At 64.7% G+C, this 22,355-nt stretch carries 19 protein-coding genes and 1 tRNA gene; 5 read left to right on the top strand and 15 right to left on the bottom strand.

The genetic code is table 11. The annotated features are described in order from the left end of the window. Window positions 1–6: 6 nt before the first annotated feature. From selB to cysS, 12 genes are all read right to left on the bottom strand, one after another. The gene (gene selB / locus KKQ75_RS02210) at window positions 7–2,055 is read right to left on the bottom strand and encodes a selenocysteine-specific translation elongation factor (protein ID WP_213359824.1); all 2,049 of its coding nucleotides are present in this window, start codon (window positions 2,053–2,055) and stop codon (window positions 7–9) included. Next, a complete protein-coding gene (selA, locus tag KKQ75_RS02205) occupies window positions 2,052–3,506 on the bottom strand; it encodes an L-seryl-tRNA(Sec) selenium transferase (protein WP_213359820.1) in 1,455 nt (484 codons plus the stop codon). The genes selB and selA overlap by 4 nt, the downstream gene beginning before the upstream one ends. Beyond that, window positions 3,506–4,525 carry a formate dehydrogenase accessory protein FdhE gene (gene fdhE / locus KKQ75_RS02200; protein ID WP_250130972.1) on the bottom strand — a complete coding sequence of 340 codons (1,020 nt, stop codon included), beginning with the start codon at window positions 4,523–4,525 and terminating at the stop codon, window positions 3,506–3,508. Before fdhE ends, selA begins: the two co-directional genes overlap by 1 nt. Window positions 4,526–4,587: 62 nt before the next feature. Beyond that, window positions 4,588–5,220, bottom strand: coding sequence for a formate dehydrogenase subunit gamma (locus KKQ75_RS02195; RefSeq protein ID WP_213359812.1), 633 nt, complete (start codon window positions 5,218–5,220; stop codon window positions 4,588–4,590). Next, window positions 5,220–6,170 carry a formate dehydrogenase subunit beta gene (gene fdxH, locus KKQ75_RS02190; RefSeq protein ID WP_213359810.1) on the bottom strand — a complete coding sequence of 317 codons (951 nt, stop codon included), beginning with the start codon at window positions 6,168–6,170 and terminating at the stop codon, window positions 5,220–5,222. The genes KKQ75_RS02195 and fdxH overlap by 1 nt, the downstream gene beginning before the upstream one ends. 13 nt (window positions 6,171–6,183) lie before the next feature. After that, window positions 6,184–9,249, bottom strand: a complete 3,066-nt coding sequence (fdnG, locus tag KKQ75_RS02185) for a formate dehydrogenase-N subunit alpha (protein WP_213359807.1) — start codon at window positions 9,247–9,249, stop codon at window positions 6,184–6,186. Between the two features lie 294 nt (window positions 9,250–9,543). Beyond that, window positions 9,544–9,636, bottom strand: a tRNA-Ser gene (locus tag KKQ75_RS02180). Between the two features lie 38 nt (window positions 9,637–9,674). Continuing rightward, window positions 9,675–10,946, bottom strand: coding sequence for an aspartate kinase (locus KKQ75_RS02175; protein WP_213359805.1), 1,272 nt, complete (start codon window positions 10,944–10,946; stop codon window positions 9,675–9,677). Between the two features lie 72 nt (window positions 10,947–11,018). Beyond that, a complete protein-coding gene (gene tilS, locus KKQ75_RS02170; RefSeq protein WP_213359797.1) occupies window positions 11,019–12,221 on the bottom strand; it encodes a tRNA lysidine(34) synthetase TilS in 1,203 nt (400 codons plus the stop codon). A 30-nt stretch (window positions 12,222–12,251) separates the two neighbouring features. Continuing rightward, window positions 12,252–13,229, bottom strand: a complete 978-nt coding sequence (locus tag KKQ75_RS02165; RefSeq protein ID WP_213359794.1) for an acetyl-CoA carboxylase carboxyltransferase subunit alpha — start codon at window positions 13,227–13,229, stop codon at window positions 12,252–12,254. Window positions 13,230–13,356: 127 nt separating this feature from the next. Beyond that, window positions 13,357–14,058 carry a DNA-3-methyladenine glycosylase family protein gene (locus KKQ75_RS02160; protein WP_213359791.1) on the bottom strand — a complete coding sequence of 234 codons (702 nt, stop codon included), beginning with the start codon at window positions 14,056–14,058 and terminating at the stop codon, window positions 13,357–13,359. Next, on the bottom strand, window positions 14,059–15,438 hold the full coding sequence (gene cysS / locus KKQ75_RS02155; protein WP_213359788.1) for a cysteine--tRNA ligase: 1,380 nt from the start codon (window positions 15,436–15,438) through the stop codon (window positions 14,059–14,061). It lies immediately after the preceding gene. 247 nt (window positions 15,439–15,685) lie between these two features. On the opposite strand from cysS, the gene KKQ75_RS02150 reads away from it, so the two are divergent. The 4 genes from KKQ75_RS02150 (at window position 15,686) to KKQ75_RS02135 (ending at window position 18,563) form a co-directional block, all read left to right on the top strand. Further along, window positions 15,686–16,234 carry a tetratricopeptide repeat protein gene (locus KKQ75_RS02150; protein ID WP_213359785.1) on the top strand — a complete coding sequence of 183 codons (549 nt, stop codon included), beginning with the start codon at window positions 15,686–15,688 and terminating at the stop codon, window positions 16,232–16,234. A gap of 130 nt (window positions 16,235–16,364) precedes the next feature. Continuing rightward, window positions 16,365–17,072: a peptidylprolyl isomerase gene (locus tag KKQ75_RS02145; RefSeq protein ID WP_213359783.1), complete on the top strand. Its 708-nt coding sequence runs from the start codon at window positions 16,365–16,367 to the stop codon at window positions 17,070–17,072. A gap of 55 nt (window positions 17,073–17,127) precedes the next feature. Then, on the top strand, window positions 17,128–17,628 hold the full coding sequence (locus tag KKQ75_RS02140) for a peptidylprolyl isomerase (RefSeq protein ID WP_213359780.1): 501 nt from the start codon (window positions 17,128–17,130) through the stop codon (window positions 17,626–17,628). 83 nt (window positions 17,629–17,711) lie between these two features. Further along, complete coding sequence (locus KKQ75_RS02135; protein ID WP_213359778.1) at window positions 17,712–18,563, top strand: UDP-2,3-diacylglucosamine diphosphatase; 852 nt, start codon at window positions 17,712–17,714, stop codon at window positions 18,561–18,563. Between the two features lie 99 nt (window positions 18,564–18,662). Here the strand turns inward: KKQ75_RS02135 and KKQ75_RS02130 are convergent, their stop codons facing one another. Beyond that, window positions 18,663–18,956: a hypothetical protein gene (locus tag KKQ75_RS02130; RefSeq protein ID WP_213359776.1), complete on the bottom strand. Its 294-nt coding sequence runs from the start codon at window positions 18,954–18,956 to the stop codon at window positions 18,663–18,665. A gap of 259 nt (window positions 18,957–19,215) precedes the next feature. Further along, window positions 19,216–20,349 (bottom strand): JmjC domain-containing protein, encoded by a 1,134-nt coding sequence (locus tag KKQ75_RS02125; RefSeq protein WP_213359774.1) that lies wholly within the window; start codon window positions 20,347–20,349, stop codon window positions 19,216–19,218. Between the two features lie 14 nt (window positions 20,350–20,363). Here KKQ75_RS02125 and KKQ75_RS02120 point away from each other — a divergent pair, with 14 nt between their 5' ends. Beyond that, a complete protein-coding gene (locus KKQ75_RS02120) occupies window positions 20,364–20,918 on the top strand; it encodes an FKBP-type peptidyl-prolyl cis-trans isomerase (protein ID WP_213359764.1) in 555 nt (184 codons plus the stop codon). Between the two features lie 108 nt (window positions 20,919–21,026). On the opposite strand, the gene argJ is transcribed toward KKQ75_RS02120, so the two are convergent. Continuing rightward, window positions 21,027–22,259 carry a bifunctional glutamate N-acetyltransferase/amino-acid acetyltransferase ArgJ gene (argJ, locus tag KKQ75_RS02115; RefSeq protein ID WP_213359760.1) on the bottom strand — a complete coding sequence of 411 codons (1,233 nt, stop codon included), beginning with the start codon at window positions 22,257–22,259 and terminating at the stop codon, window positions 21,027–21,029. Between the last annotated feature and the right edge of the window lie 96 nt (window positions 22,260–22,355).

Raw genomic sequence — 22,355 nt, 5'->3', positions numbered from 1 at the left:
GTCGCCTCAGGCATCTTCCCGAAACAGCGGACAATCCACGCGCAGCTTGTGCACGTCACCGACGCGGCGCAGCAGGCCGATGCGGTCGAAGTATTCCAGAATCTGGATCGCGCGTTTGCGGCCGAGGCCGGTGGCGTCGCGGAAGTCTGCGGCCTGCAGCTGCCCCTGCTGCGCAGCGGCCAGCCGGCGCACAGTATGCGCCAGATTGCGCATGATGTCGCCGGCATAGTACAAATCCTTGACGACCTGGTGCAATTCTCCACGCCGGGCCAGGCGCGCGAGCGTGGCACGCAGCAGCGGTTCTGGTTCGGCGGTGAGCTTGGCCAGATCGCGCGCCCAGGCGCCTTCGGCACCGACCTGCAGCAGATGCGGCAGCGCTTTCTGGGCGATGCGCTCTTCGGTGGCCGAGAGGCGCACACCGTGTTCGGGCAGGTGCACATAAGCACCCTGCTGCACAAGAACGCCCTGCTGCTGCGCATGGTCGAGCACCGCCAGCCACAACGCATCCGGCATGCGCGGGTAGGCCAATCGGCGCAGGCGCGAGTTGACGGGGCCGAGTTCGTCAGGGGATTGCTCATGGTAGGTGGCCAGCACACCCGCAATATGCGCCAGCGCCTGCTGCGTCATGGAGGGCGCCAGCACCCAATGGGCATGGCCATCCTGCTTTTCCAGCGCGCGTGCAGGGATTGCAGGATGACCGACGACACCTTGCATCCTGGTAAAATCCGACATATCAACCCCGTTCGGGTTTATTTCCAGAATACCTGATAGCCGATCCGCAATATGCTCGTGCTGCATCGCCTCAAGACAGGCAAGCCGCTGCGGCGTGCGCCGGTAACGCACCGGTGCACGCGGATCAAGCACCTGTCCGCCCGCGATCGTGCGCGTGGCGGAAGCATCGCGCAGCACCACCCGATCTCCATGCCAGGCGCCAATCGGCGTGCGGGTGATGATCTGCACCGTGGCAGTTCCGCCGGGAGGCAGTTGCTCGGCATCCAGCAAGGCCACGGTGCCCGCAACACTCACCGCACCCAGATGCACCTGCACGCGCGCGCCGGAGCGAAGCGGCCTGGCTTCGTCCTTCCACAACGTGAGCCTGGCATCGAAACGGTCGGTAGTCAGCGCAACGGCTGGATCGACCACCCAGTCGCCGCGATGGATGGCGTCCTTGTCGACGCCGGCCAGGGCGATGGCGCAACGCTGCCCGGCATGTGCCTGTTGTACCGGCTGGTTCTGCGCGTGCAGGCTGCGCACGCGCGCAGCTTGCATGGAAGGCACCAGCATCAGCGTGTCTCCCACGCGCACGCTGCCGTGGTGGATGGTGCCGGTCACGACGGTGCCGGTGCCGTCCAGGGTAAAGCTGCGGTCGATCGCGAGGCGGAAAGCCTGTGGCGGTTTTTTTGTCTGCTTTGACGAATGGCTGAGCGATGCGGGGGATTCGGAATCCCCTGCACTGCCTTGACCCGGAGCTTCACTGGGCAAGCCTGCCTCGCCTGAAACGCCCGCAGCCAGAGGGACAGCTACAGCGTCGTCATCCACACCCGGGGAATGCCTCCCCGCCTCCTGCCAAAGCAATTCGCGCAAGGCATCAACACCCTCCCCCGTCTGCGCCGAAACGCGCAGCACCGGGGCCTGCACCAGCGAAGTGCCCTGCAGCAACTGCCGCACCTGCTGCTCCACAGCCTGCAACTGCGCCTCGTCAGCCCGATCCGCCTTGGTCAGCACCACCGCTCCGCGCTGTTTGCCCAGCAGCGACAGCACGGCCAGATGCTCGCGCGTCTGCGGCATCACGCCATCGTCGGCCGCCACCAGCAGCAGCGCAAAGTCGATGCCGCTGGCCCCCGCCAGCATGGTGTGCACCAGCCGCTCGTGACCAGGCACATCGACAAAACCGATGCGCTCTGCACGGCCCGGCACGTCCAGAAAGGCGTAACCCAGTTCGATGCTGATGCCACGCTTCTTTTCCTCGGGCAGGCGGTCGGTATCCACGCCCGTCAGGGCGCGCACCAGCGTGCTCTTGCCATGGTCGATATGGCCGGCGGTGCCGACGATCATGCCAGCGCCTCCTGCAACAAGGGCAGCTGGTGCAACAGCTGGTCGGTATCCTCCAGGCAGCGCAAGTCGAGCAATAGCCGGTCTTCGGCAATACGGCCGATCACCGGCAGCGGCAGGCGACGCAAGGCGGTCGCCAGTTCATCCAGCGCGCGCCCGGCGCCCTTCTTCTGCACCGGCGCCAGCGCCAGGCCCGCAGACGGCAGCCGATCCACTGGCAGCGAACCGGAACCGATTTGCCCCTTCAAGGCCATCACGCTCACCGCAAAGCGCGGCGCCACGGCCTGCGCCACCGGCGCCAGCAATTGCTGCGCCTGGGCACGGATCTGCGCTTCCGGCCGCGTCAGCATGCGCAAGGTGGGCAAGTCCCGCGCCAGCCGTTCGGGGCGCAGGTAGAGCATCAGCGTGGCCTCCAGCGCCGCCAGCGGCAGCTTGCTCATGCGCAGCGCGCGCTTCATCGGAAACTTGCGGATACGGCCCACCATTTCACGGCTGCCGACGATCAGGCCGGCCTGCGGCCCGCCCAGCAGCTTGTCGCCGCTGAAGGTCACCACATCGCAGCCGGCTGCAATCATCTCCTGCGGCAGGGGCTCGCGTGGCAGGCCGTAAGACGCCAGATCGACCAGCGAGCCGCTGCCCAGGTCAGTCGCCAGCGGCACGCCGCGCGCACGCGCCACGCCGGCCAGCTCGGCCTCGCTCACCGCCTTGGTAAAGCCCTGCACCGCGTAATTGCTGGTATGCACCTTCATCAGCAGCGCGGTGCGCTCGTTGATGGCGTTTTCGTAGTCGTGCAGATGGGTGCGGTTGGTGGTGCCTACCTCCACCAGACGCGCACCGGCGCTTTCCATCACGTCGGGCATGCGGAAGGCACCGCCGATTTCGACCAGTTCGCCCCGCGAGACGATCACTTCGCGCCCGCGCGCCAGCGCTGCCAGCGTGAGCAGCACGGCCGCGGCATTGTTGTTGACCACGGTAGCCGCTTCAGCACCCGTCAGCGTGCACAGCAGCTCCTCAATGATGGTGTCGCGATCGCCGCGCGCACCGCTGTCCAGGTCGTATTCCAAGTTGTTCGGGCCGGCCATCATGGCCAGCATGTGCTGCAGCGCGGGCTCGGCCAGCAGGCTGCGGCCCAGGTTGGTGTGGATCACCGTGCCGGTCAGGTTCAGCACCGCTCGCATGCGGGGCTGCAGGCGCTGCTGCAGACGCTGCTCCAGCGCGTCGGACAGGCGGGACACGGCCACGTCCGCCACCGGCACCGTGCCCTCGACCACGGCAGGCCGCAAGGCATCGAGCAAGGCACGCGCCTCACCGGCCACCAGCGTATGGCCATGCTCATCCAGCAAGGCCTGCACCACCGGCTCGCGCAGCAGGCGGTCTACGGCGGGAAGATCACGGGGCTGGGCCATCTGCCCGGCCCGGGAACCGTGCACCACGTATTCGTCGGGCCGCTGCATCACTGCATCTCCGGATCGGGAGCCGGCTCTTCGGATTCCCCGAACAGCAGCAGCATGTTCACACCATGGCGCTGCAGGCCGGTTTCGGCCACCAGCAGATCAAGCGTGAGCGTGGCCAGGTCCTCGGCCACCGGCTCCACCATGGGATCGCGCTCGCCGTGCACGATTTTGAGATAGTGCCCGCACTCGCTGCAGGTTTCCGCCTGCACCACGGGCTCGCGGCCCTGATTGTCTTCTTCGGTGGCACCGGCCGGCGCCACCGCCTCGTAGGCCAGCCCCTTGGTCGATTCGCAGTGCGTGCACTTGATGCGCACCATGTGCCAGTGCGTGCTGCACAGCGAACAGTGCAGATAGCGCTGGCCGCCGCGCTCGGCACCCGCCTTGACGATGCTGGCCGTGGGCCGGCTGCCGCAGCAAGGGCAGACGGTGGCATCGTCGATGCGGCCGAACGGGGCCGCCAGGCCGGCCGGGGCGCCCTGCTCCTGCACGGCGCACACCAGATGCGTCCAGTACACCTGCAGCGCCGCCGCGATGATGGGCGCAGCGGCCATGTCCAGCCCCTGCATCACGCCGTGCAGCAAGCGCTCGGCCTGCTGCTCCAGCCAGTCGCCATCGGCCTGCGCCAGATCCTGCAGCACTTCGCGTCCGGCCTCGGGCGCCTTGGGCAGCACTTCAGCCGCCATGGTGCGCAGGGCCTGCTGCCAGGCCGGATCGCGCTGCCAGTGCGCCACCGGCAGCGGCGGCATGCCCAGGCGGGAGGCATTCATCAGCGCCTCGCCATCGGGCAGCGGCACCACGGGAAAGCCGAGCAGCGCACGCTGCTGCGCATCGGCCAGTTCCGCCATGAACTGCAGAAAATCGCCCATGGCATGCCCGCTGGCCAGCTGGCGCAAGCGCATGGCGCGCTCGGCAAACACCGTGCCGCGGGCGGGAAGTTGCAGGAAGCTGGCCTCGCTGGCCTGGCGCTGCGCCAGTTCTTCGGCGTCCATCAGACGCGCGGTGGAAGTGATCTTGTCCATAAGCCCCAAATGAAAAGCCCCGGCCGCACAAGGCGCCGGGGCCTGGTTACCGGCATTGCGGATCAGGTCCGGTCGGTGTTGCCCCCGGTGACCTTCTTGTACCACAGATAGTGGTGCTGCTTGGCCCAGCCGGCAGAGACGGTGCCCTGCGTCATGCCCCGTATCGTGCCCTTCACCCACAGCGCGGCGTAGATGTGGATCACCACCAGCAGCGAGATGACAAAGGCCGCCAGCGCGTGCAGCACCACGGCCAGACGCTGCAGCGGGATCGGCACCGAGTTGGCGAACCAGGCCTGCCAGAACAGCACGCCCGTCACCATCAGCACGATCAGGCACAGGAAAATGCCCCAGAACACGCCTTTCTGGCCGGCGTTGTACTTGCCCACCGGCGGCATGGCGGTCTGGTTGCCCTTGAGCATGTCGCCCGAGTGCCTGATCCACTCCGCATCATCCTTCGTGGGCAGGTTGTCGCGCCAGTAGCGCGCCAGCATGAACAGGAAGGCGATGAACACGCCGATGCCGAAGTAGGGATGCACGATGCGCGTCCACTGCGGTCCGCCAAAGATGCCGGTCAGCGGGAACAGGTTGGGATGGAACAGCGCCAGCCCCGAGAAACCCGCCATGCCGAACAGGATGACCATGATCCAGTGGTTGAAGCGCGTCACACTACTGTGTCGATGCAGATAGCGTTTCATCACGATTCTCCTTTCTCGGGCACACGCGCCGGCGTCACCTGCACCAGCCGGCCATCTTCAGTGCGCACGGGATCGGGCACATCGGCCTCGTCCTCGGGCTCCTCTTCCGGACCCACCTTCACATAGTGGAAGAAACCGGTCACGGCAGCGCCGACCATGGCAGCCAGCGCCAGCGGCTTGGCCAGCCCCTTCCACAGTCCGACCAGCGGGCTGATGGACGGGTCCTTGGGCAGGTCGTTGTACAGCTCCGGCTTGTCGGCATGCTGCAGCACGTACATCACGTGCGTGCCCTGCACCCCTTCCGGGTTGTACACGCCGGCGTTCGCGTAGCCACGCTCCTTCAGGTCCGCCACGCGGGTGGCACCGAAATCGAGCATGTCGTCCTTGGTACCGAAGCGGATGGCCCCGGTCGGGCAGGTTTTCACGCAGGCCGGCTCCAGGCCCACACCCACACGGTCGGAACAGAGCGAACACTTGTACGCCTTGTTGTCCTTAGTGGAAATGCGCGGCACGTCGAACGGGCAGCCCTTCACGCAGTAGCCGCAGCCAATGCAGTTCTCGCTGATGAAGTCGACGATGCCGTTGGCGTACTTGACGATGGCACCGGGGGCCGGGCAGGCCTTCAGACAGCCCGGATCCTCGCAGTGCATGCAACCGTCCTTGCGGATCAGCCACTCGAGCTTGTTCTCTTCCACCTCCACTTCGGAGAAGCGCATCACGGTCCAGGCCTCGGGGGCCAGATCAGCCGGGTTGTCGTACACCCCGACGTTGTTGCCCACTTCGGGGCGCAGGTCGTTCCACTGCATGCAGGCTACCTGGCAGGCCTTGCAGCCGATGCAGGCAGACACATCGATCAGCTTCGCGACTTCGGGCACCGCGGTGCGCACCTGCGGGGTGGGCGTGGTGGTGGCCGAACGCTTGACGACGTCGAGGGATTGCAAAGATGACATGTTTCGCTCCCCCTCAGATCTTTTCGATGTTCACGGTGAAGGACTTGTACTCGGGCGTCTGGGTATTCGCATCGCCCACGAAGGGGGTCAGCGTGTTCACCAGATAGCCGGGCTTGGTCAGCCCGACAAAGCCCCAGTGGTTGGGCAGACCCACGGTGTTGACCGTCTGGCCGTCCACAGTCAGCTGCGGAATGCGCTTGGTCACCACGGCCACGGCCTTGATGAAGCCGCGGTTGGAACTGACCTTGACGCGATCGCCCTGACGAATGCCCTTGGCCTTGGCGAGCTCCTCGCCGATCTCGACGAACTGCTCGGGCTGGAGAATGGCGTTGCTCAGCGCGTTCTTGGTCCAGTAGTGGAAGTGCTCCGTCAGACGGTAGCTGGTGGCCACGTACGGGAAGTCTTCGGGCTTGCCAAAGGCTTCCATGTCGCCCTTGTACACGCGGGCGGCCGGGTTGGACTTGGCCTGCGCGTTGTTCGGGTGCATGGGGTTGCGCTTGAGCGGCGTCTCGAACGGCTCGTAGTGCTCGGGCAAGGGCCCCTCGGCCATGCCGGACGGCGTGAACAGGCGTCCCACGCCCTCCCCGGTCATGATGAAGGGGTTCATGCGGTCGGCATCGGCCGGGTTGGCATCGGCCTTGAAGTCGGGCACGTCAGAACCGGTCCACTGCTTGCCATTCCAGAACACCAGCGGGCGCTTGGCATCCCAGGGCTTGCCGTCCGGCGCGGCGGAGGCGGCGTTGTACAGAATGCGGCGATTCACCGGCCAGGCCCAGGCCCAGTTCGGCGTCTGACCGTTGTCCCACGGATCGCGGTTGTCCCGGCGCGCCATCATGTTCCCCGCCTCGGTCCAGGAACCGGCGTAGATCCAGCACCCCGATGCGGTGCTGCCATCGTCGCGCAATTGCGCAAAGCTGGCGACCTGTTGGCCGGCTTTCAGGATCACGGTGCCCGTAGCGGGATCGACCAGATCGGCCAGGGCCTTGCCGTTCGACTCCATGGCCAACTCGGTGGCCGTGGGTGCATGCGGCACCTTGTACTTCCAGTCGAGGTTGAGGATTGGATCGGGGAAAGCGCCGCCTTCCTTGCGATAGGCATCGCGCAGGCGGATGAACAGCTCGGCCATGATTTCCATGTCCGGTTTGGCTTCTCCCGGCGGGTTGGCGCCTTTCCAGTGCCACTGCAGCCAGCGGCTGGAGTTGGTAATGGAACCATCCTCCTCGGCAAAGCAGCAGGTCGGCAGGCGGAACACCGTGGTCTGGATTTCTTCCGGCTTCACATCGTTGTGCTCGCCGTGGTTTTTCCAGAAATCGGCCGTCTCGGTATTGAGCGGATCCATCACCACCAGGTACTTGAGCTTGCTCAGGCCGGCGATGATCTTCTTCTTGTTCGGGAAGGAACCGACCGGGTTGAAGCCCTGGCAGAAGTAGCCATTGAGCTTGCCCTGGTTCATCAGCTCGAACGCGGTCAGGATGTCGTACAGCCTGTCGTACTTGGGCAGGTAGTGGAACGCCCACTGGTTCTCGGCCGTAGCTGCATCGCCCCACCAGGCCTTCTGCATGCTGACGAAGAACTTGGGATAGTTCTGCCAGTAGCTCATCTGGTTCGGACGCAGCGGCTTGACGGCGCGCGGTGCGTAGTAGGTTTCCAGATCCTGCTCGGTTTCGCGCGGCAGGCTCAGGTAGCCTGTCAGGCTGGTGGACAGCAGGCCCAGGTCCGTCAGACCCTGGATGTTGCTGTGGCCGCGCAGCGCGTTCACGCCGCCGCCCAGTTGGCCCACGTTGCCCAGCAACAGCTGCATGATGGCCGCAGAGCGGATCATCTCCGAACCGACGCTGTGCTGAGTCCAGCCCAGTGCGTACAGAATCGTCATGACGCGGTCGGTCGTGGCGGTGCTGCCGATCATCTCGGCCACCTTCAGGAACTTGTCCTTGGGTGTGCCGGTAATCTGCTCGACCACCTCGGGGGTGTAACGCGCATAGTGCTTCTTCATGATCTGCAGCACGCAGCGCGGGTGCTCCATGGTCATGTCGACCTTGGCGTAATCCCCCTCTTTTTCGTAACCCCAGCTCGCGTTGTCGTACTTGCGCGTGTTGGCGTCATATCCCGAGAAGATGCCGTCCTCGAACGTATAGCCTTCGCCCACGATGAAGGTGGCGTTGGTGTAGTTGCGGACGTACTCCGTCTGGATCTTGTTGTTGCTCAGCAGGTAGTTGATGACGCCGCCCAGGAAGGCGATGTCACTGCCTGCGCGCAACGGCGCATAGTAATCGGCCACCGCTGCCGAGCGCGTGAAACGCGGATCGACCACGATGAGCTTGGCCTTGTTGCGTTGCTTGGCCTCGATCACCCACTTGAAACCCACGGGATGCGCCTCGGCTGCATTCCCGCCCATGATCAGCACGAGATCGGCGTTCTTGATGTCCTCCCAGTGGTTGGTCATCGCGCCGCGCCCAAACGTCGGAGCCAGACTGGCTACCGTCGGGGCGTGTCAGACACGTGCCTGGTTGTCGAATACCAGTGTGCCCAGGCTGCGCATCACCTTGTGCGTGATGTAGCCGGCCTCGTTGGACGAGGCGGACGCAGCCAGGAAGCCGGTCGTCGTCCAGCGGTTGACCACCTGCCCGGCGGCGTTGGTGGCCTGGAAGTTTGCGTCGCGGTCTTCCTTCATCAGCTTGGTCACGCGCGTGAGCGCCTCATCCCAGCTAATGCGTTTCCATTCCTTGCTGCCCGGCTCGCGCACCTCGGGATACCGGAGGCGGTTGGGGCTGTGCACGAAATCGAGCAGGCCGGCGCCCTTGGGGCACAGCGAGCCGCGGCTCACCGGGTGATCCGGATCGCCCTCGATATGGATGATGCTGCCGCGCACGTTCTTGGCGCCGTCACCCAGGGTATACATGATCAGGCCGCAACCCACCGAGCAGTAGGTGCAGGTGTTGCGGGTCTCAATGGTGCGAGCCAGCTTGAAATTGCGCGTTTCAGCCAGAGCGGCCGTGGGCGAAAAACCCAATGCCACCAGACTGGAGCCTACCAGCCCTGCGCCGCTGACCCGGAAGAATTGCCTCCGGTCCATATCCATTGTTGTAGCCCTCCTTTGCTTCTCGAGATACTTCTTGACGCACCTATCTTAGCCCTTGAAACCCCCTCAAATTCAAGGGTTAACCCATGTGCGCGCTCCCGCACGTGAACAGATTTCAATACGTTGATGAAACTTTTGAGTTTTCATCAAAAACGACAGGCAAGTCGGCGTTTCGGGCCAAAACGGCGGAGGAAGGCTTTGCGCTGGAGGAAGTTGGCGAGAGGATCGCCCGATGAGAACGCAGATGGGACGCAGACACGAAAAACGCCCCCGAAGGGGCGTTCTTGCTGTTCTTGGCGGAGACGGAGGGATTCGAACCCTCGATGGGGCTCTACACCCCATACTCCCTTAGCAGGGGAGCACCTTCGGCCTCTCGGTCACGTCTCCAAAGAAGGCTGAATTATAGCCTAAAAAATCGCACGATCTTACGCCTGCGGCGCCTCATCCATGTCAAATGCGCGGTGCAGCGTACGCACGGCCAGTTCCATGTACTTCTCGTCGATCACGACGGAGGTCTTGATCTCGGAGGTGGAGATCATCTGGATGTTGATGCCTTCATCGGCCAGCGCCTTGAACATCTTGCTGGCAACGCCCACGTGGCTGCGCATGCCGATGCCGACGATGCTGACCTTGGCAATGCGCGGATCGCCCACCACTTCGGCGGCGCCCACTTCCGGCTGCACCTTGGTACGCAGCAGATCGAGCGCGCGCTCGAAGTCGCCGTGGTTCACGGTGAAGCTGAAATCGGTCTTGCCATCCTTGCTGATGTTCTGGATGATCACGTCCACCTCGATATTGGCGTCGGCAACCGCGCCCAGGATGCTGTAGGCAATGCCCGGCTTGTCCGGCACACCCAGCACGGAGATCTTGGCTTCGTCGCGATTAAAGGCGATGCCGGAGACGATGGCTTTTTCCATATTCTTGTCTTCCTCAAAAGTAATCAGGGTACCGGATTTGGCTTCCTCGTTGATGTCGATGTCCCAGGGGGTGAAGCTGCTGAGCACGCGCATCGGCACCTTGTACTTGCCGGCGAACTCGACCGAGCGGATCTGCAGCACCTTGGAGCCCAGCGATGCCATTTCCAGCATCTCCTCGAAGCTCACGCTGCCCAGGCGGCGCGCCTCGGGCACGATGCGCGGATCGGTGGTGTACACGCCATCCACATCGGTGAAGATCAGGCATTCGTCCGCACCCAGTGCAGCAGCCACGGCCACGGCGGAAGTATCGCTGCCGCCACGGCCCAGCGTGGTGATGTTGTTGTGCTCATCGATGCCCTGGAAGCCGGTGATGATCACCACCTTGCCGGCGTTGAGTTCGGCCTTGACACGCTGGTCGTCGATGGAGTCGATGCGGGCCTTGGTGTAGGAATCGTTGGTCCTGACGGGCACCTGCCAGCCGGTGTAGCTGATGGCGGGCTGGCCTTCGGACTGCAGCGCCAGCGACAGCAGACCCACGGACACCTGCTCGCCCGTGGAGGCAATCATGTCCAGCTCGCGCAGCACTTCCCTGGTGGATTTCTCGGGCGACAGCTCGCGCGCCAGGCCCAGCAGGCGATTGGTTTCGCCGCTCATGGCGGAGGGAACCACCACCACCTGGTGGCCGGCGCGCGCCCATTTGGCGACGCGCTTGGCGACGTTGCGGATACGCTCGGTCGAGCCCATGGAGGTGCCGCCGTACTTGTGAACAATCAGTGCCATAGTGTTATCAGCAATTCATTGGTGCACAGGCCTTGGCCTGCGCGTGGGTAAGCCGTGTCAGCCCCGGCCGGATCAGGACGAGGACGGACAACCCTTTATTGTACCAAGATGTAGTGGCACCCAGTCGAGGCACGCATCCCTGCGTTGTACATAGCCCGCACCCACGCGGATATGGATGCGGTGCCCGCGCGTGGTGCAGGCTGCCAGCACATCCTGCAGGGCACGCATCTGCGCCTCGCTGCCGACCACGCCATGGCGCTGCTTCAGCCACCAGCGCAACACATTCGCCTGCCGCGCCCGGCCGAGCGCCTGCAACGGGCGGATTGACGGCGGATCGCCCACCGCTAGCAGGTCCAGCTGTGCCAGTTCACCCAGCAGCTGGTCGGCCTCGGCCGCCAGCCGGGCACTGCGCGCAAAGCTGGTGCGGAAAGCGGGCATGGCCTGCTCCAGCACCGGAAACAGCTGGTGGCGGAAGCGGTTGCGGGTGAAGCGCAAATCGGCGTTGCTGGGATCTTCCTGCCAGGGAATCTGCAGCTCGCGCAGCCAGTCACGCAGCAACTGGCCCGGCACTTCCAGCAGCGGGCGGGCAAAGGCAGACCCCTGCCGTGTGAAGGCAGTGCCCATGCCGGCCAGACCGGCCACCCCGGCGCCCCGGCTCAGCGCCAGCAGGACGCTTTCGGCCTGGTCGTCGGCATGCTGGCCGAGCAGCACCATGCCGGCGCCCTCCTCCTGCGCCATGCGGGCCAGCGCCGCATAGCGCTCTTCGCGGGCGCGGGCTTCGAGGCTGTCTCCGGCGACCAGCGCCACCGTCACGCGGGCGCTGCGCCAGACAAGACGCCCGTCCAGAGAAAAGCCGCTTGCTCCATCGCCTGCGAGGATTCCGCCGTCCGCAGTGCCTGCCGGATTGCCCAGCAAGGGAGCAGCAGTTGCAGACATGGCCGCCTCATGCACAAGGCGCTCGCAAAGCTGCGCCCCGGTCTGTTCGAAATCATCGGCCGCATCCTGCAGGCCATGATGCACGTGCAACGCCACCACCCGCCGCGGCAAGGCGCTGGCGTCCCGCTGCCAGGCCTGCAGCACCATGCGCCACACGGCCATCAGCAAGGCGGTCGAATCCGCGCCGCTGCTCAGGGCCACCGCCAGGGTGTGGGGCGGTGTGGAAAGCCCCTGCCACCAGCCGCATACGGCTGCGTCAACGGTCGAACGCGGCGCCAGCAGCCACTGCGGCTGCGGCTGCGGCTGCGGCTGCGGTTCAGTATCCGGCAAAGACGTCATGGCAGGCTCTCCCCGCCGCAGCGCCGGCGCTTATTCCTTGTCGGCGCGCGTATCGTTGAAACGGCCGTAGCTCTGCAGGCGCTCGTAGCGGCGGTCCAGCAGCTCCTTGGGCTTGAGATCGCTCACGCCACGCAGCGCATCGCCCAGCGCGCGCTTGAGCAGCGAGGCCATCTGCTTGTAGTTGGTGTGCGCACCGCCCACCGGCTCGCTCACGATCTTGTCCACCAGGCCCAGCGCCTTCAGACGGTGCGCGGTAATGCCCAGCGCCTCGGCGGCATCCTGCGCACGCTCGGAGGTCTTCCACAGGATGGAAGCACAGCCTTCCGGGCTGATCACCGAATACACCGAGTACTGCAGCATCAGCACCTGATCCGCCACGCTGATCGCCAGCGCGCCGCCCGAGCCACCCTCGCCGATGATGGTGGTGATGATCGGCACTTCCAGCTGCGCCATCTCGAAGATGTTGCGGCCAATGGCCTCGCTCTGGCCACGCTCTTCGGCGTCGATGCCCGGAAATGCGCCGGGCGTATCGACAAAGGTGAACACCGGCAGGCCGAACTTCTCGGCCGTCTTCATCAGGCGCAGCGCCTTGCGGTAGCCCTCGGGCTTGCTCATGCCGAAGTTGCGCAGGCCGCGCTCCTTGGTGTCACGCCCCTTCTGCTGGCCCAGCACCATGCAGGGCTGGCCGTTGAAGCGCGCCAGACCTCCGACGATGGACTGGTCATCCGCAAAGTGGCGGTCGCCGTGCATCTCGACGAAATCGGTGAAGATCTCGCGGATGTAGTCCAGCGTGTAGGGACGGTCGGCATGGCGCGCGATCTTGGTGATCTGCCAGGGCGTGAGGTTGCTGTAGATGTCCTTGGTGAGCTGCTGGCTCTTCTTGCTCAGTTGTTCGATTTCCGTCGAGATGTCGACGGCCGATTCGCTCTGCACATAGCGCAACTCCTCGATCTTGTTCTCGAGTTCGGCGATGGGCTGTTCAAAATCCAGAAAGGTCCGTTTGGCCACGGAATGACTCCTCGTTGATGCCGGCAACAGGCCGGCTGGGCCGGAAATGGCTATGGTACTTGGGTGCTATTGTAAATTTGGCCAGTGCCGCAAAACCGGCCGGCCTGCATTTTGGGCGTGCCGCCGGTCAATAGGCCACCGGAAGCGGCGTAAGCGAGCGCCACAGATACCAGGTCGCCACGCTGCAATACGGCTGCCAGGCCTGGGCCACTTCGCGCATGTCGCTGCGGCTGACCGGCTCGCCGGAAAAGTAGTTGTGGCTGATGCCCTTGATCAGCCCCACGTCATCCAGCGGCAGCACGTTCGGGCGCAGCAGGTGGAAGATCAGGAACATCTCGGCCGTCCAGCGGCCAATGCCGCGGATCGCCACCAGCTGGGCGATCACGGCCTCGTCGTCCATGCTCGTCCAGTCGGTCTCGTTCAGGTTTTTCTCGCTGAAATGCAGCGCCAGATCGACCAGGTACTCGACCTTGCGCGCACTCAGGCCGGCCGCGCGCATGTCGTCGATGCGCAGGCGCAGCACCTGTGCTGCATCCAGTTCGGGCGCCAGCGCGCTGAAGCGGTCCCACACGGATTGCGCCGCCTTCACCGAAATCTGCTGCCCCACGATGCTGCGCGCCAGCGTGGTAAAGGCATCGCCGCGCGATTCGAGGCAGGCGGTGCCGTGCTGGGGGATCAGGCGCTTCATCACGCGGTCGCGCCGCGACAGGAGCTTGCAGGCCTCGGCCCAGTAGGCAGGCGTGATCACGCAACTGCCGTCCGCAACAGCGGGGATGGGCGTGCGGGCCTCCGTCACCGGGGAGGCCGGCTCACTGGTACGTGCCTGCATTTACTGCGCCATTTCCCAGGTCGTGCCGGTGGGCGAGTCCTTCAGCACCACGCCCTGCTCCAGCAAGGCCTTGCGGATACGGTCGGCTTCGGCCCAGTCCTTGGCGGTCTTGGCGGCGGCACGGGCATCGATCTGCGCCTGGATGGCGTCGGCATCCAGCGCGGAGCCCGCCTGCAGAAAGCCTTGCGGATCATCCTGCAGCAGGCCGATGCAGCCCCCCAGTGCGCGCAGCAGACCGGCGCGCTCCGGCGACTGCGTGCGGTTGACTTCGCTCGCGAGCTCGAACAGCACGGCCACCGCCTCTGGCGTGCCGAAATCCTCGTCCATGGCGGCCTTGAAGCGTGCGGCGAAGGGATCATTCCAGTCGATCTGCGCCGGCACTTCGGCCTTGACCAGGCTCAGCGCGGTGTACAGGCGCTTGAGCGCCGCGCGGGCATCGTCCAGATGCGCGTTGCTGTAGTTGAGCTGGCTGCGGTAGTGGGCGCGCAGGATGAAGAAGCGCACCGTCTCGGCGTCGTAATCCTTCAGCACCTCGCGGATGGTGAAGAAGTTGCCCAGGCTCTTGGACATCTTCTCGTTGTCCACGCGCACGAAGCCGTTGTGCATCCAGAAACGCACCGGCGCCTTGCCGGTGGCGCCTTCGCTCTGCGCAATCTCGTTCTCGTGGTGCGGGAACTGCAGGTCGGCACCACCGCCGTGGATGTCGAACTGCTCGCCCAGCAGCGCGCAGCCCATGGCCGAGCACTCGATGTGCCAGCCGGGGCGGCCCACGCCATAGGGGCTGTCCCACTTGGCATCGTCCGGCTCGCTCGCCTTGGCGGATTTCCACAGCACGAAGTCGAGCGGATCCTGCTTGCCGTCCTGCACCGCCACGCGCTCGCCGGCGCGCAGTTCGTCCACCGACTTGCCGGACAGGCGGCCGTAGTTGGGAAACTTGCGCACGGCATAGTTCACGTCGCCGTTCTCGGCCTGGTAGGCCAGACCCTTGCCCTGCAGCGTCTCGATCAGCTGCACCATCTGCGGCACGTACTCGGTGGCGCGCGGCTCGTGCGTGGGGCGCTCGATGCCGAGCGCGTCGGCATCCTCGTGCAGCGCGTCGATCATGCGGTCGGTCAGGCCGCGAATGGTCTCGCCGTTTTCCAGCGCGCGCTTGATGATCTTGTCGTCGATGTCGGTGATGTTGCGCACATAGGTGACGCGGTAGCCGCTCACCTTGAGCCAGCGCTGCACCACATCGAAAGCCACCATGGCGCGGGCATGGCCCAGGTGGCACAGATCGTACACGGTCATGCCGCACACATACATGCGCACATGGCCGGGTTCCAGGGGAGCAAAAGGCTGTACCTCACGCGCCAGCGTGTTGTAGATTTGCAGGGACATTGTTTCAATCGGTTCGTGGAAGCGGGGTCACCGTGATCATGCAGCACAGCACGCCAAGCCGCAACTGCCATGCGGCATACAGACGTGACCCGGAACGCGGCATGGGGCAGCCGCACACCCAGCATGGTACCGTATCCGCGCCACCGCTTGTCCCCGATCACGTGCGACGCCCGGCGAACCTGCAATAATCAGCGCATCACGACCCCGGTCATCCCGGCGCAAGCCGCCGCCAGAATTGCCTTTGCCCATGCGTCTGCCGCCCCTGAACTGCCCCTCTGTTTTCCACCGCCGTGCCAGCTGGATCGCCGCCGCCCTGCTCGGCACCCTGCTCTGCCTGCAGCCCGCCATGGCCCAGGACGGGCCGGTGGGCGCCGACTACCGCAAGGTGCAGCAGATGATCGGCAGCGGCAACCTGAACGGTGCCAGCCAGGCGGCAGACGCCTATCTGGCCGGCAACCCGCGCGATCCGCAAATGCGCCTGCTCAAGAGCCGCATCCTCACGGCCCAGGGCCAGAAGGATCAGGCCCGCGCCATGCTGATCGCGCTCACGCAGGAATACCCCGAAATCCCCGAGCCCTTCAACAATCTGGCCGTGCTGTATGCTGAAAGCGGCGAGCTGGGCTTGGCGCGCGAGGCGCTCGAGGCAGCGCTGCGCAGCAATCCCAGCTACGCCACCGCGCTGGAAAATCTCGGCGACGTCTACCGCCGCATGGCGCACGACAGCTACAGCCGCGCCCTGGCGCTGCAGCCCGGCAATGGCGCCCTGCGCGCCAAGGTCCAGGCCGCGGGCTCCTGAAGCGCAGGCCGCAGCGGCCTGCCTCCACCGCCGATTGCCAGTCTTACCCTTGCACACATTGCGCTGGCGCAGGGCACTGGATAATCCGCATCAGTCTCCATCCCTTGCCCGAACGAAGAGGATTTCCCCCATGCCACTGACCCGTCGACAACTGCTTCCCTTGGGCCCGCTGGGCAGCCTGCTGATTGCCGGCTCGCTCGCTCTTGGCGCTGGCGCCGCCGTGGCTGCCCCCAAGGCCGCTGCCGCACCCCAGGTGCGCTTCAATACGTCCATGGGTGATTTCGTGATCGAGGTCTACCCCGACAAGGCCCCCAAGACCGTGGCCAACTTCCTGCAGTACGTGCGCAGCAAGCACTACGACGGCACGGTGTTCCACCGCGTCATCAACAACTTCATGATCCAGGGCGGCGGCTACGACACCCGCTACGTCGAGAAGGCCACGCGCGCACCGGTGCCGCATGAAGGCCGTCAGTCTGCCAAGGCCGGCCTGCGCAACACCGTGGGCACCGTGGCCATGGCACGCACCAACGACCCCAACTCCGGCGCTGCACAATTCTTCATCAACGTGAAGGACAACAGCTTCCTGGATCCGGTGCAAATTCCCGATGGGGATCCGGTGGCCAAATTCGAGTATCAGGGCCGCACTTACACCAACGTTCCGCGCTCCAGCCTGCTGCGCTCCAGCCAGCTCTACGGCTACACGGTTTTCGGCAAGGTGGTAAGCGGCATGGACGTGGTCAACCGCATCAAGGCGGTGCCGACCGGCGGCAATGCCCAGTTCCCGAGTGATGTTCCCAAGCAGGCCGTGGTCATCAACTCGGCCACGCAGATAAAATAAGCCATCCCCGCGGGCCGTCCGGCCCGCTTTCTTCATAACGAGATCCACAACGACCATGAGCACTGTAGAACTGCACATTGCCAACCTCGGCACCATCACCCTGGAACTGGACGCTGAAAAAGCCCCCATCACCGTCGCCAACTTCCTCGAGTACGTCCGCAACGGCCATTACGACGGCACCGTGTTCCACCGCGTGATTCCCGGCTTCATGGTGCAGGGTGGCGGCTTCGCCCCCGGCATGCAGCAAAAGCCCACCGCCAAGGAAATCCAGAACGAAGCCAACAACGGCCTGAAGAACGACAAGTACACCATCGCCATGGCCCGTACCTCGGCACCGCACTCGGCCAGCGCCCAGTTCTTCATCAACGTGGCCAACAACGACTTCCTGAACCACACCGCTCCCACGCCGCAGGGCTGGGGCTACGCCGTGTTCGGCAAGGTCACCGGCGGCACCGAGGTGGTGGACAAGATCGCCAAGGTCGCCACCGGCCGTCGCGGCTTCCACGATGACGTGCCGAAGGAAGACGTGGTGATCGAGAAGGCCGTGGCGCTGTAAGCGCCTGCCGCCAGCGCCACGCTGTTTCCAAGCCACGCAGGGCCTTGCTTGCGTGGCTTTTTCATGCCCTGCCCCGAGCCTCCATGTCTGACTCCCTCTCTCCCGCCACTCCGGATACTGCACTGGCCCACGTGATCGCGCCCGCCAGCTGGCGTTGCGTCGATTTCGTTTCCGACCTGCATCTGCAGCAGGACGACGCCACCTGGCAGGCCTTTGCCCGCTATCTGCAGCAGACGCCGGCCGATGCGGTGTTTCTGCTCGGAGATATCTTCGAGGTGTGGGTGGGGGATGACGTGACCGGGTCAGCCGAACATGGTTTCGAACGCGCAGTGGCCGCTGCCCTGCGCACCGCCGGCGCGACGCGTGCGCTGTATTTCATGCATGGCAACCGCGACTTTCTGGTCGGCCAGACCTTCTGTGCCGAAGCCGGCATGACGCTGCTGCAGGATCCCTGCGTACTGGAGTGGCCCCAGGCTGCCGGCGCCAGCGAGCGCATCCTGCTCAGCCATGGCGATGCACTCTGCATCGACGATACCCAATACATGCAGTTCCGCGCCCAGGTGCGGCAGCCGGCCTGGCAGCAGGCCCTGCTGCAGCAAGCGCTGGAACAGCGCCTGGCGCTGGCGCGCCAGTTGCGCGCGCAGAGCGAATCGCGCAAGAATGAATTGGGAGTCGAAGGCTATGCCGATGTGGACCACCCGCTGGCCTGCCGCTGGCTGGCGGAACATGGCTGCCACACCCTGCTGCATGGCCATACGCACAAGCCGGCGGAACATGTACTCGATGCCTCGCACCAGCCGCCCTTGCGCCGCCTGGTGCTGGGTGACTGGGAGATGGGCGGCCATCCTGTGCGGGGAGACGTGCTGCGCTGGTGTCCTGGCAAAGACCAGCCGTGGGACCGTGTGCCGGCAGTCAGCTACGCCACGGGTGATTGAGCCGCTCGTGCCGCTCTGCCGGAATGCAGACGCAAGAAAGCCACCCTAGGGTGGCTTTCTTGTTGCTTGCCACGGCGCGAGGCCGTGGCAAATATCCAATTACTTGGAAGCAGCAGCGGAAGCAGCGTCAGCAGCAGCGGTAGCGGCGGCGGAAGCAGCGTCACCAGCAGCAGCAGCGGCTTCGGAAGCAGCGCCAGCAGAAGCGGAAGCAGCGGAGTCAACTGCGGTAGCAGCAGCGGAAGCAGCGTCAGCAGCAGCGGAGGAAGCTTCCACAGCAGCGGAAGCAGCCACGTCAGCAGCGGAAGCGGCCTGCACAGCAGCTTCTTCTTTCTTGCCGCAAGCGACCAGAGCAGCAGCAGCGATCACGGAAGCGATGACGAGAGACTTGTTCATTGGATATCCTTGTATGTCAGGTGAATAAAAACAATTTCCGGAAATTGTTCTTACCGTTTCGGCAAAAACAGAGGCGGAACACCCGAGCTCCACCTCTGCGTTGAATTATAGGGAAAGCCCGGATATTTCTGACATTGCCTGACGCCTTTCCTGACAAAAACGTCAACTTCGTTGTATCGATGTGACAGAAATCCGTCAGTTTTCTGCGACCTGCTGCATGCCGAAGGTCAACGGAGCAGATTTTGTGGGGACGTTCGCCTTACTGGCCGTCGTGCAGCCAGCCAGCATCCACCCAGGACAGCATCAATTCGCGAGCCGACTCGCTGGCACGCTCCACCGCTTTGGGCTTGAGCATGCGCTCGTCGGCCAGCTTGCGCATCAGCCTCGCGTCCTTGCCGGCAGCGCGGTAGCTTTCGCCGTTGATGAAGATATGGTGCTCGTCATACAGCATGCGGCTGCGGCGGTCCAGCCGGACACCACCCGGCTGCAGTCCGGTTGGCTCCTGCTCGGGCGCATCGAACCAGACGTTGGCCTTGGGTTCGGTGAGGTATTCGCCCAGCGCGCACGCGATGTTTTCGCCATCGAGCATGGCAGCATGAACGGCGTCGAAGGCGAACTGCTGCATGGCCTGCGGGATTTCCGCGCCCTGCTCCACGGCCGGCTGGCCGGCATCCTTGTACAGCTTTTCCCCCAGGGCATCCTCGGCCGGTTCGGCCATGCGCAGCAATAGTTCACGCGCAAGATCGCCTTTCTGCGGCACGCGGAAGCCAATGGAGTACGTCATGCATTCGCCCACCGCTACCCCATCGTGCGCCCAGCCCGGCGGCAGGTAGAGCATGTCGCCCGGATCCAGCACGAATTCCTCCTCGGGCTGGAAATCGGCCAGGATTCGCACCGGCATGTCGGGTAGCAGCGTACGGTCCTTCTGGCGGCCGATGCGCCAGCGACGCTGGCCATGCGCCTGCAGCAGAAATACGTCGTAGCTGTCGAAATGCGGACCGACGCCGCCGCCATCGCTGGCGTAGCTGATCATCACGTCGTCCAGACGCGCATCGGGAATGAAGCGGAACTGCTGCATAAGCGCATGCACGCGCTCGTCGTGCAGGTCCACGCCCTGCACCAGCAGCGTCCATTGCCGCTGCTTCCAGGCGGGCAGCCTGGTCTCGGGGAACGGGCCCTTGGCAAAGGTCCAGCCTTTGGCGGTGCCCGAAGTGATCAGGCGCGATTCGACGTCATCGCGCTCGGCCAGCGCGGCCAGTTCGCGGCGATCGAGGAACGGCTGGAAGCCTGGGATGGCCTGGCGCACCAGCAGGGGCTTGCGCTGCCAGTGGCGGCGCATGAATTGCACGGGCGACAAATTGCCGAGCAGGGGAAGAGCTTGGTCGGTGTTCATGGGACAATTGTGCAATGGAAAATTCATCCGACAAGACTCTGGTGACCGATCAATCGGTCGTGGCGCTGACCTGGATCATGAAAGACATGCAGGGCGAGGTGCTGGACGAACTGCAGGAGCCGGTCGAGTTTCTGGTGGGCGGCGACGACCTGCTGGAGGCCATCGACGAAGGGCTGCTGGAGCACAAGGTGGGCGATACCGTCGAACTGCATCTGGAGCCGCACCACGCGTTTGGCGATTATGACGAAGAGAAGGTCTTTCTCGAGGCGCGCAAGTGGTTCCCGGCCGAACTGGAAGAAGGCATGGCCTTCGACGGGCACGCTTTGCCCGCGGGCTGCAATGCGGATATTCCCAAGGATGCGCTGTACATCGTCACCGACATCTATCCCGACCATGTGGTGCTGGACGGCAATCATCCGCTGGCCGGTATCGGGCTGGAACTGCGCATCAAGATCCACAGCGTGCGCGAGGCGACGGTGGACGAGGTGGGGCGTGGCTCGGCCGGCACCGGCTTCTTCAAGCTGGAATCGGGCAGCACGCTCATGCCGGGGAACGATACGCTGCACTGAGCAGTCGTCGACTGCAATGGCATGGCGACCGACCGGTCGCCATTTTTTCTCCTGTTGTTCGCTCTGGCAGGTGCTGCCCGGGCAGCATTGCGCCTGCCGGTGCCTTTATCAGGAACGATAATCTGCGTTGATGCTGACGTAATCGTGGCTCAGGTCGCAGGTCCAGACGATATCGCTGGCGTCGCCGCGGCCGAGGTCCACGCGCACGGTGATTTCGGCCTGTTTCATCACGCGCTGGCCCTGCTCTTCCTGGTATGCCGGGTTGCGGCCACCCTGCGTGACCACGTGCACGTCGTCCAGATAGAGTTCGATCTTGCCCTGATCCAGATCGTCGATGCCGGCATAGCCGACGGCAGCCAGGATACGGCCCAGGTTCGGGTCGCTGGCGAAGAAGGCGGTCTTGACCAGCGGCGAATGGGCGATGGCGTAGGCGGCGAGACGGCACTCTTCCTGTGTCTTGCCCCCATCCACGCGCACGGTGATGAACTTGGTGGCGCCCTCGCCGTCACGCACGATGGCCTGGGCCAGCTGGCGCGATACGCCCCGCATGGCGGCCTTCAGGGCCTGGCCGGCGGTGCTGTCCAGGCTGGTGATTTCGTCGTGCGCCGCCTTGTTGGTGGCGATGACGACAAAGGAGTCGTTGGTAGAGGTGTCGCCGTCGATGGTGATGCGGTTGAAGGAGCCATCAGCCAACTCACGCGCCAGCTGTGCCATCACGCCCTGGCTGACGCGCGCGTCGGTTGCCAGAAAGCCCAGCATGGTCGCCATGTTGGGGCGGATCATGCCGGCGCCCTTGCTGATGCCGGTGACGGTGATGGTCACGCCGTCCACCTCGGCCTGGGCACTGAAAGCCTTGGGCACGGTGTCGGTCGTCATGATGCCTTCGGCGGCCTGCGCCCAGTTGCCGGGCTGGGCATTGGCGATGGCGGCGGGCAGGCCGGCGACGATGCGGTCGACCGGCAGGTTTTCCATGATCACGCCGGTGGAGAACGGCAGGATCTGCTGAGGTTGCACGCCCAGCTCCTTCGCGAGCGCCACACAGGTGTCGCGCGCAGCCTGCAGGCCGGAAGCGCCCGTGCCGGCATTGGCATTACCGGTGTTGATGACCATGGCGCGGATAGCCGCCTGACCGCCCTCCAGATGCTCGCGGCAGACCTGCACCGGAGCAGCGCAGTAGCGGTTGCGCGTGAACACGGCGCCGACAGAGGCACCCTCATCCAGCAGCAGCACGGTCAGATCCTTGCGGTTGGCCTTGCGCACGCCGGCTTCGGTCACGCCCAGGCGCAGCCCTTCGACGGGATACAGGTCTTCGGCACGGGGGGCAGTCAGGTTCACGGGCATGGACAAATCTCCGGGAGACAATCGTTGGTGGGGATGCGGGTCTCGCAATCTTTCAATTGTGCCGCCAAAAAAGCAGAAAACAGGCACGAGGCCTGT

This window comes from Brachymonas denitrificans (genome assembly GCF_907163135.1).
GTDB lineage: Bacteria > Pseudomonadota > Gammaproteobacteria > Burkholderiales > Burkholderiaceae_C > Brachymonas > Brachymonas denitrificans_A.
This window is presented reverse-complemented; position numbering and strand designations above follow the sequence as displayed.

What these genes read in the sequence shown, in the direction of transcription:
- KKQ75_RS02125 (WP_213359774.1), bottom strand. Translation starts at nt 20,349, where the DNA reads ATGAACACCGACCAAGCTCTTCCCCTGCTCGGCAATTTGTCGCCCGTG.
- fdhE (WP_250130972.1), bottom strand. Translation starts at nt 4,525, where the DNA reads ATGGACAAGATCACTTCCACCGCGCGTCTGATGGACGCCGAAGAACTG.
- KKQ75_RS02130 (WP_213359776.1), bottom strand. Translation starts at nt 18,956, where the DNA reads ATGAACAAGTCTCTCGTCATCGCTTCCGTGATCGCTGCTGCTGCTCTG.
- cysS (WP_213359788.1), bottom strand. Translation starts at nt 15,438, where the DNA reads ATGTCCCTGCAAATCTACAACACGCTGGCGCGTGAGGTACAGCCTTTT.
- KKQ75_RS02150 (WP_213359785.1), top strand. Translation starts at nt 15,686, where the DNA reads ATGCGTCTGCCGCCCCTGAACTGCCCCTCTGTTTTCCACCGCCGTGCC.
- KKQ75_RS02120 (WP_213359764.1), top strand. Translation starts at nt 20,364, where the DNA reads ATGGAAAATTCATCCGACAAGACTCTGGTGACCGATCAATCGGTCGTG.
- KKQ75_RS02135 (WP_213359778.1), top strand. Translation starts at nt 17,712, where the DNA reads ATGTCTGACTCCCTCTCTCCCGCCACTCCGGATACTGCACTGGCCCAC.
- KKQ75_RS02140 (WP_213359780.1), top strand. Translation starts at nt 17,128, where the DNA reads ATGAGCACTGTAGAACTGCACATTGCCAACCTCGGCACCATCACCCTG.
- tilS (WP_213359797.1), bottom strand. Translation starts at nt 12,221, where the DNA reads ATGACGTCTTTGCCGGATACTGAACCGCAGCCGCAGCCGCAGCCGCAG.
- KKQ75_RS02145 (WP_213359783.1), top strand. Translation starts at nt 16,365, where the DNA reads ATGCCACTGACCCGTCGACAACTGCTTCCCTTGGGCCCGCTGGGCAGC.
- fdxH (WP_213359810.1), bottom strand. Translation starts at nt 6,170, where the DNA reads ATGTCATCTTTGCAATCCCTCGACGTCGTCAAGCGTTCGGCCACCACC.
- KKQ75_RS02175 (WP_213359805.1), bottom strand. Translation starts at nt 10,946, where the DNA reads ATGGCACTGATTGTTCACAAGTACGGCGGCACCTCCATGGGCTCGACC.
- KKQ75_RS02195 (WP_213359812.1), bottom strand. Translation starts at nt 5,220, where the DNA reads ATGAAACGCTATCTGCATCGACACAGTAGTGTGACGCGCTTCAACCAC.
- argJ (WP_213359760.1), bottom strand. Translation starts at nt 22,259, where the DNA reads ATGCCCGTGAACCTGACTGCCCCCCGTGCCGAAGACCTGTATCCCGTC.
- KKQ75_RS02160 (WP_213359791.1), bottom strand. Translation starts at nt 14,058, where the DNA reads ATGCAGGCACGTACCAGTGAGCCGGCCTCCCCGGTGACGGAGGCCCGC.
- selB (WP_213359824.1), bottom strand. Translation starts at nt 2,055, where the DNA reads ATGATCGTCGGCACCGCCGGCCATATCGACCATGGCAAGAGCACGCTG.
- selA (WP_213359820.1), bottom strand. Translation starts at nt 3,506, where the DNA reads ATGCAGCGGCCCGACGAATACGTGGTGCACGGTTCCCGGGCCGGGCAG.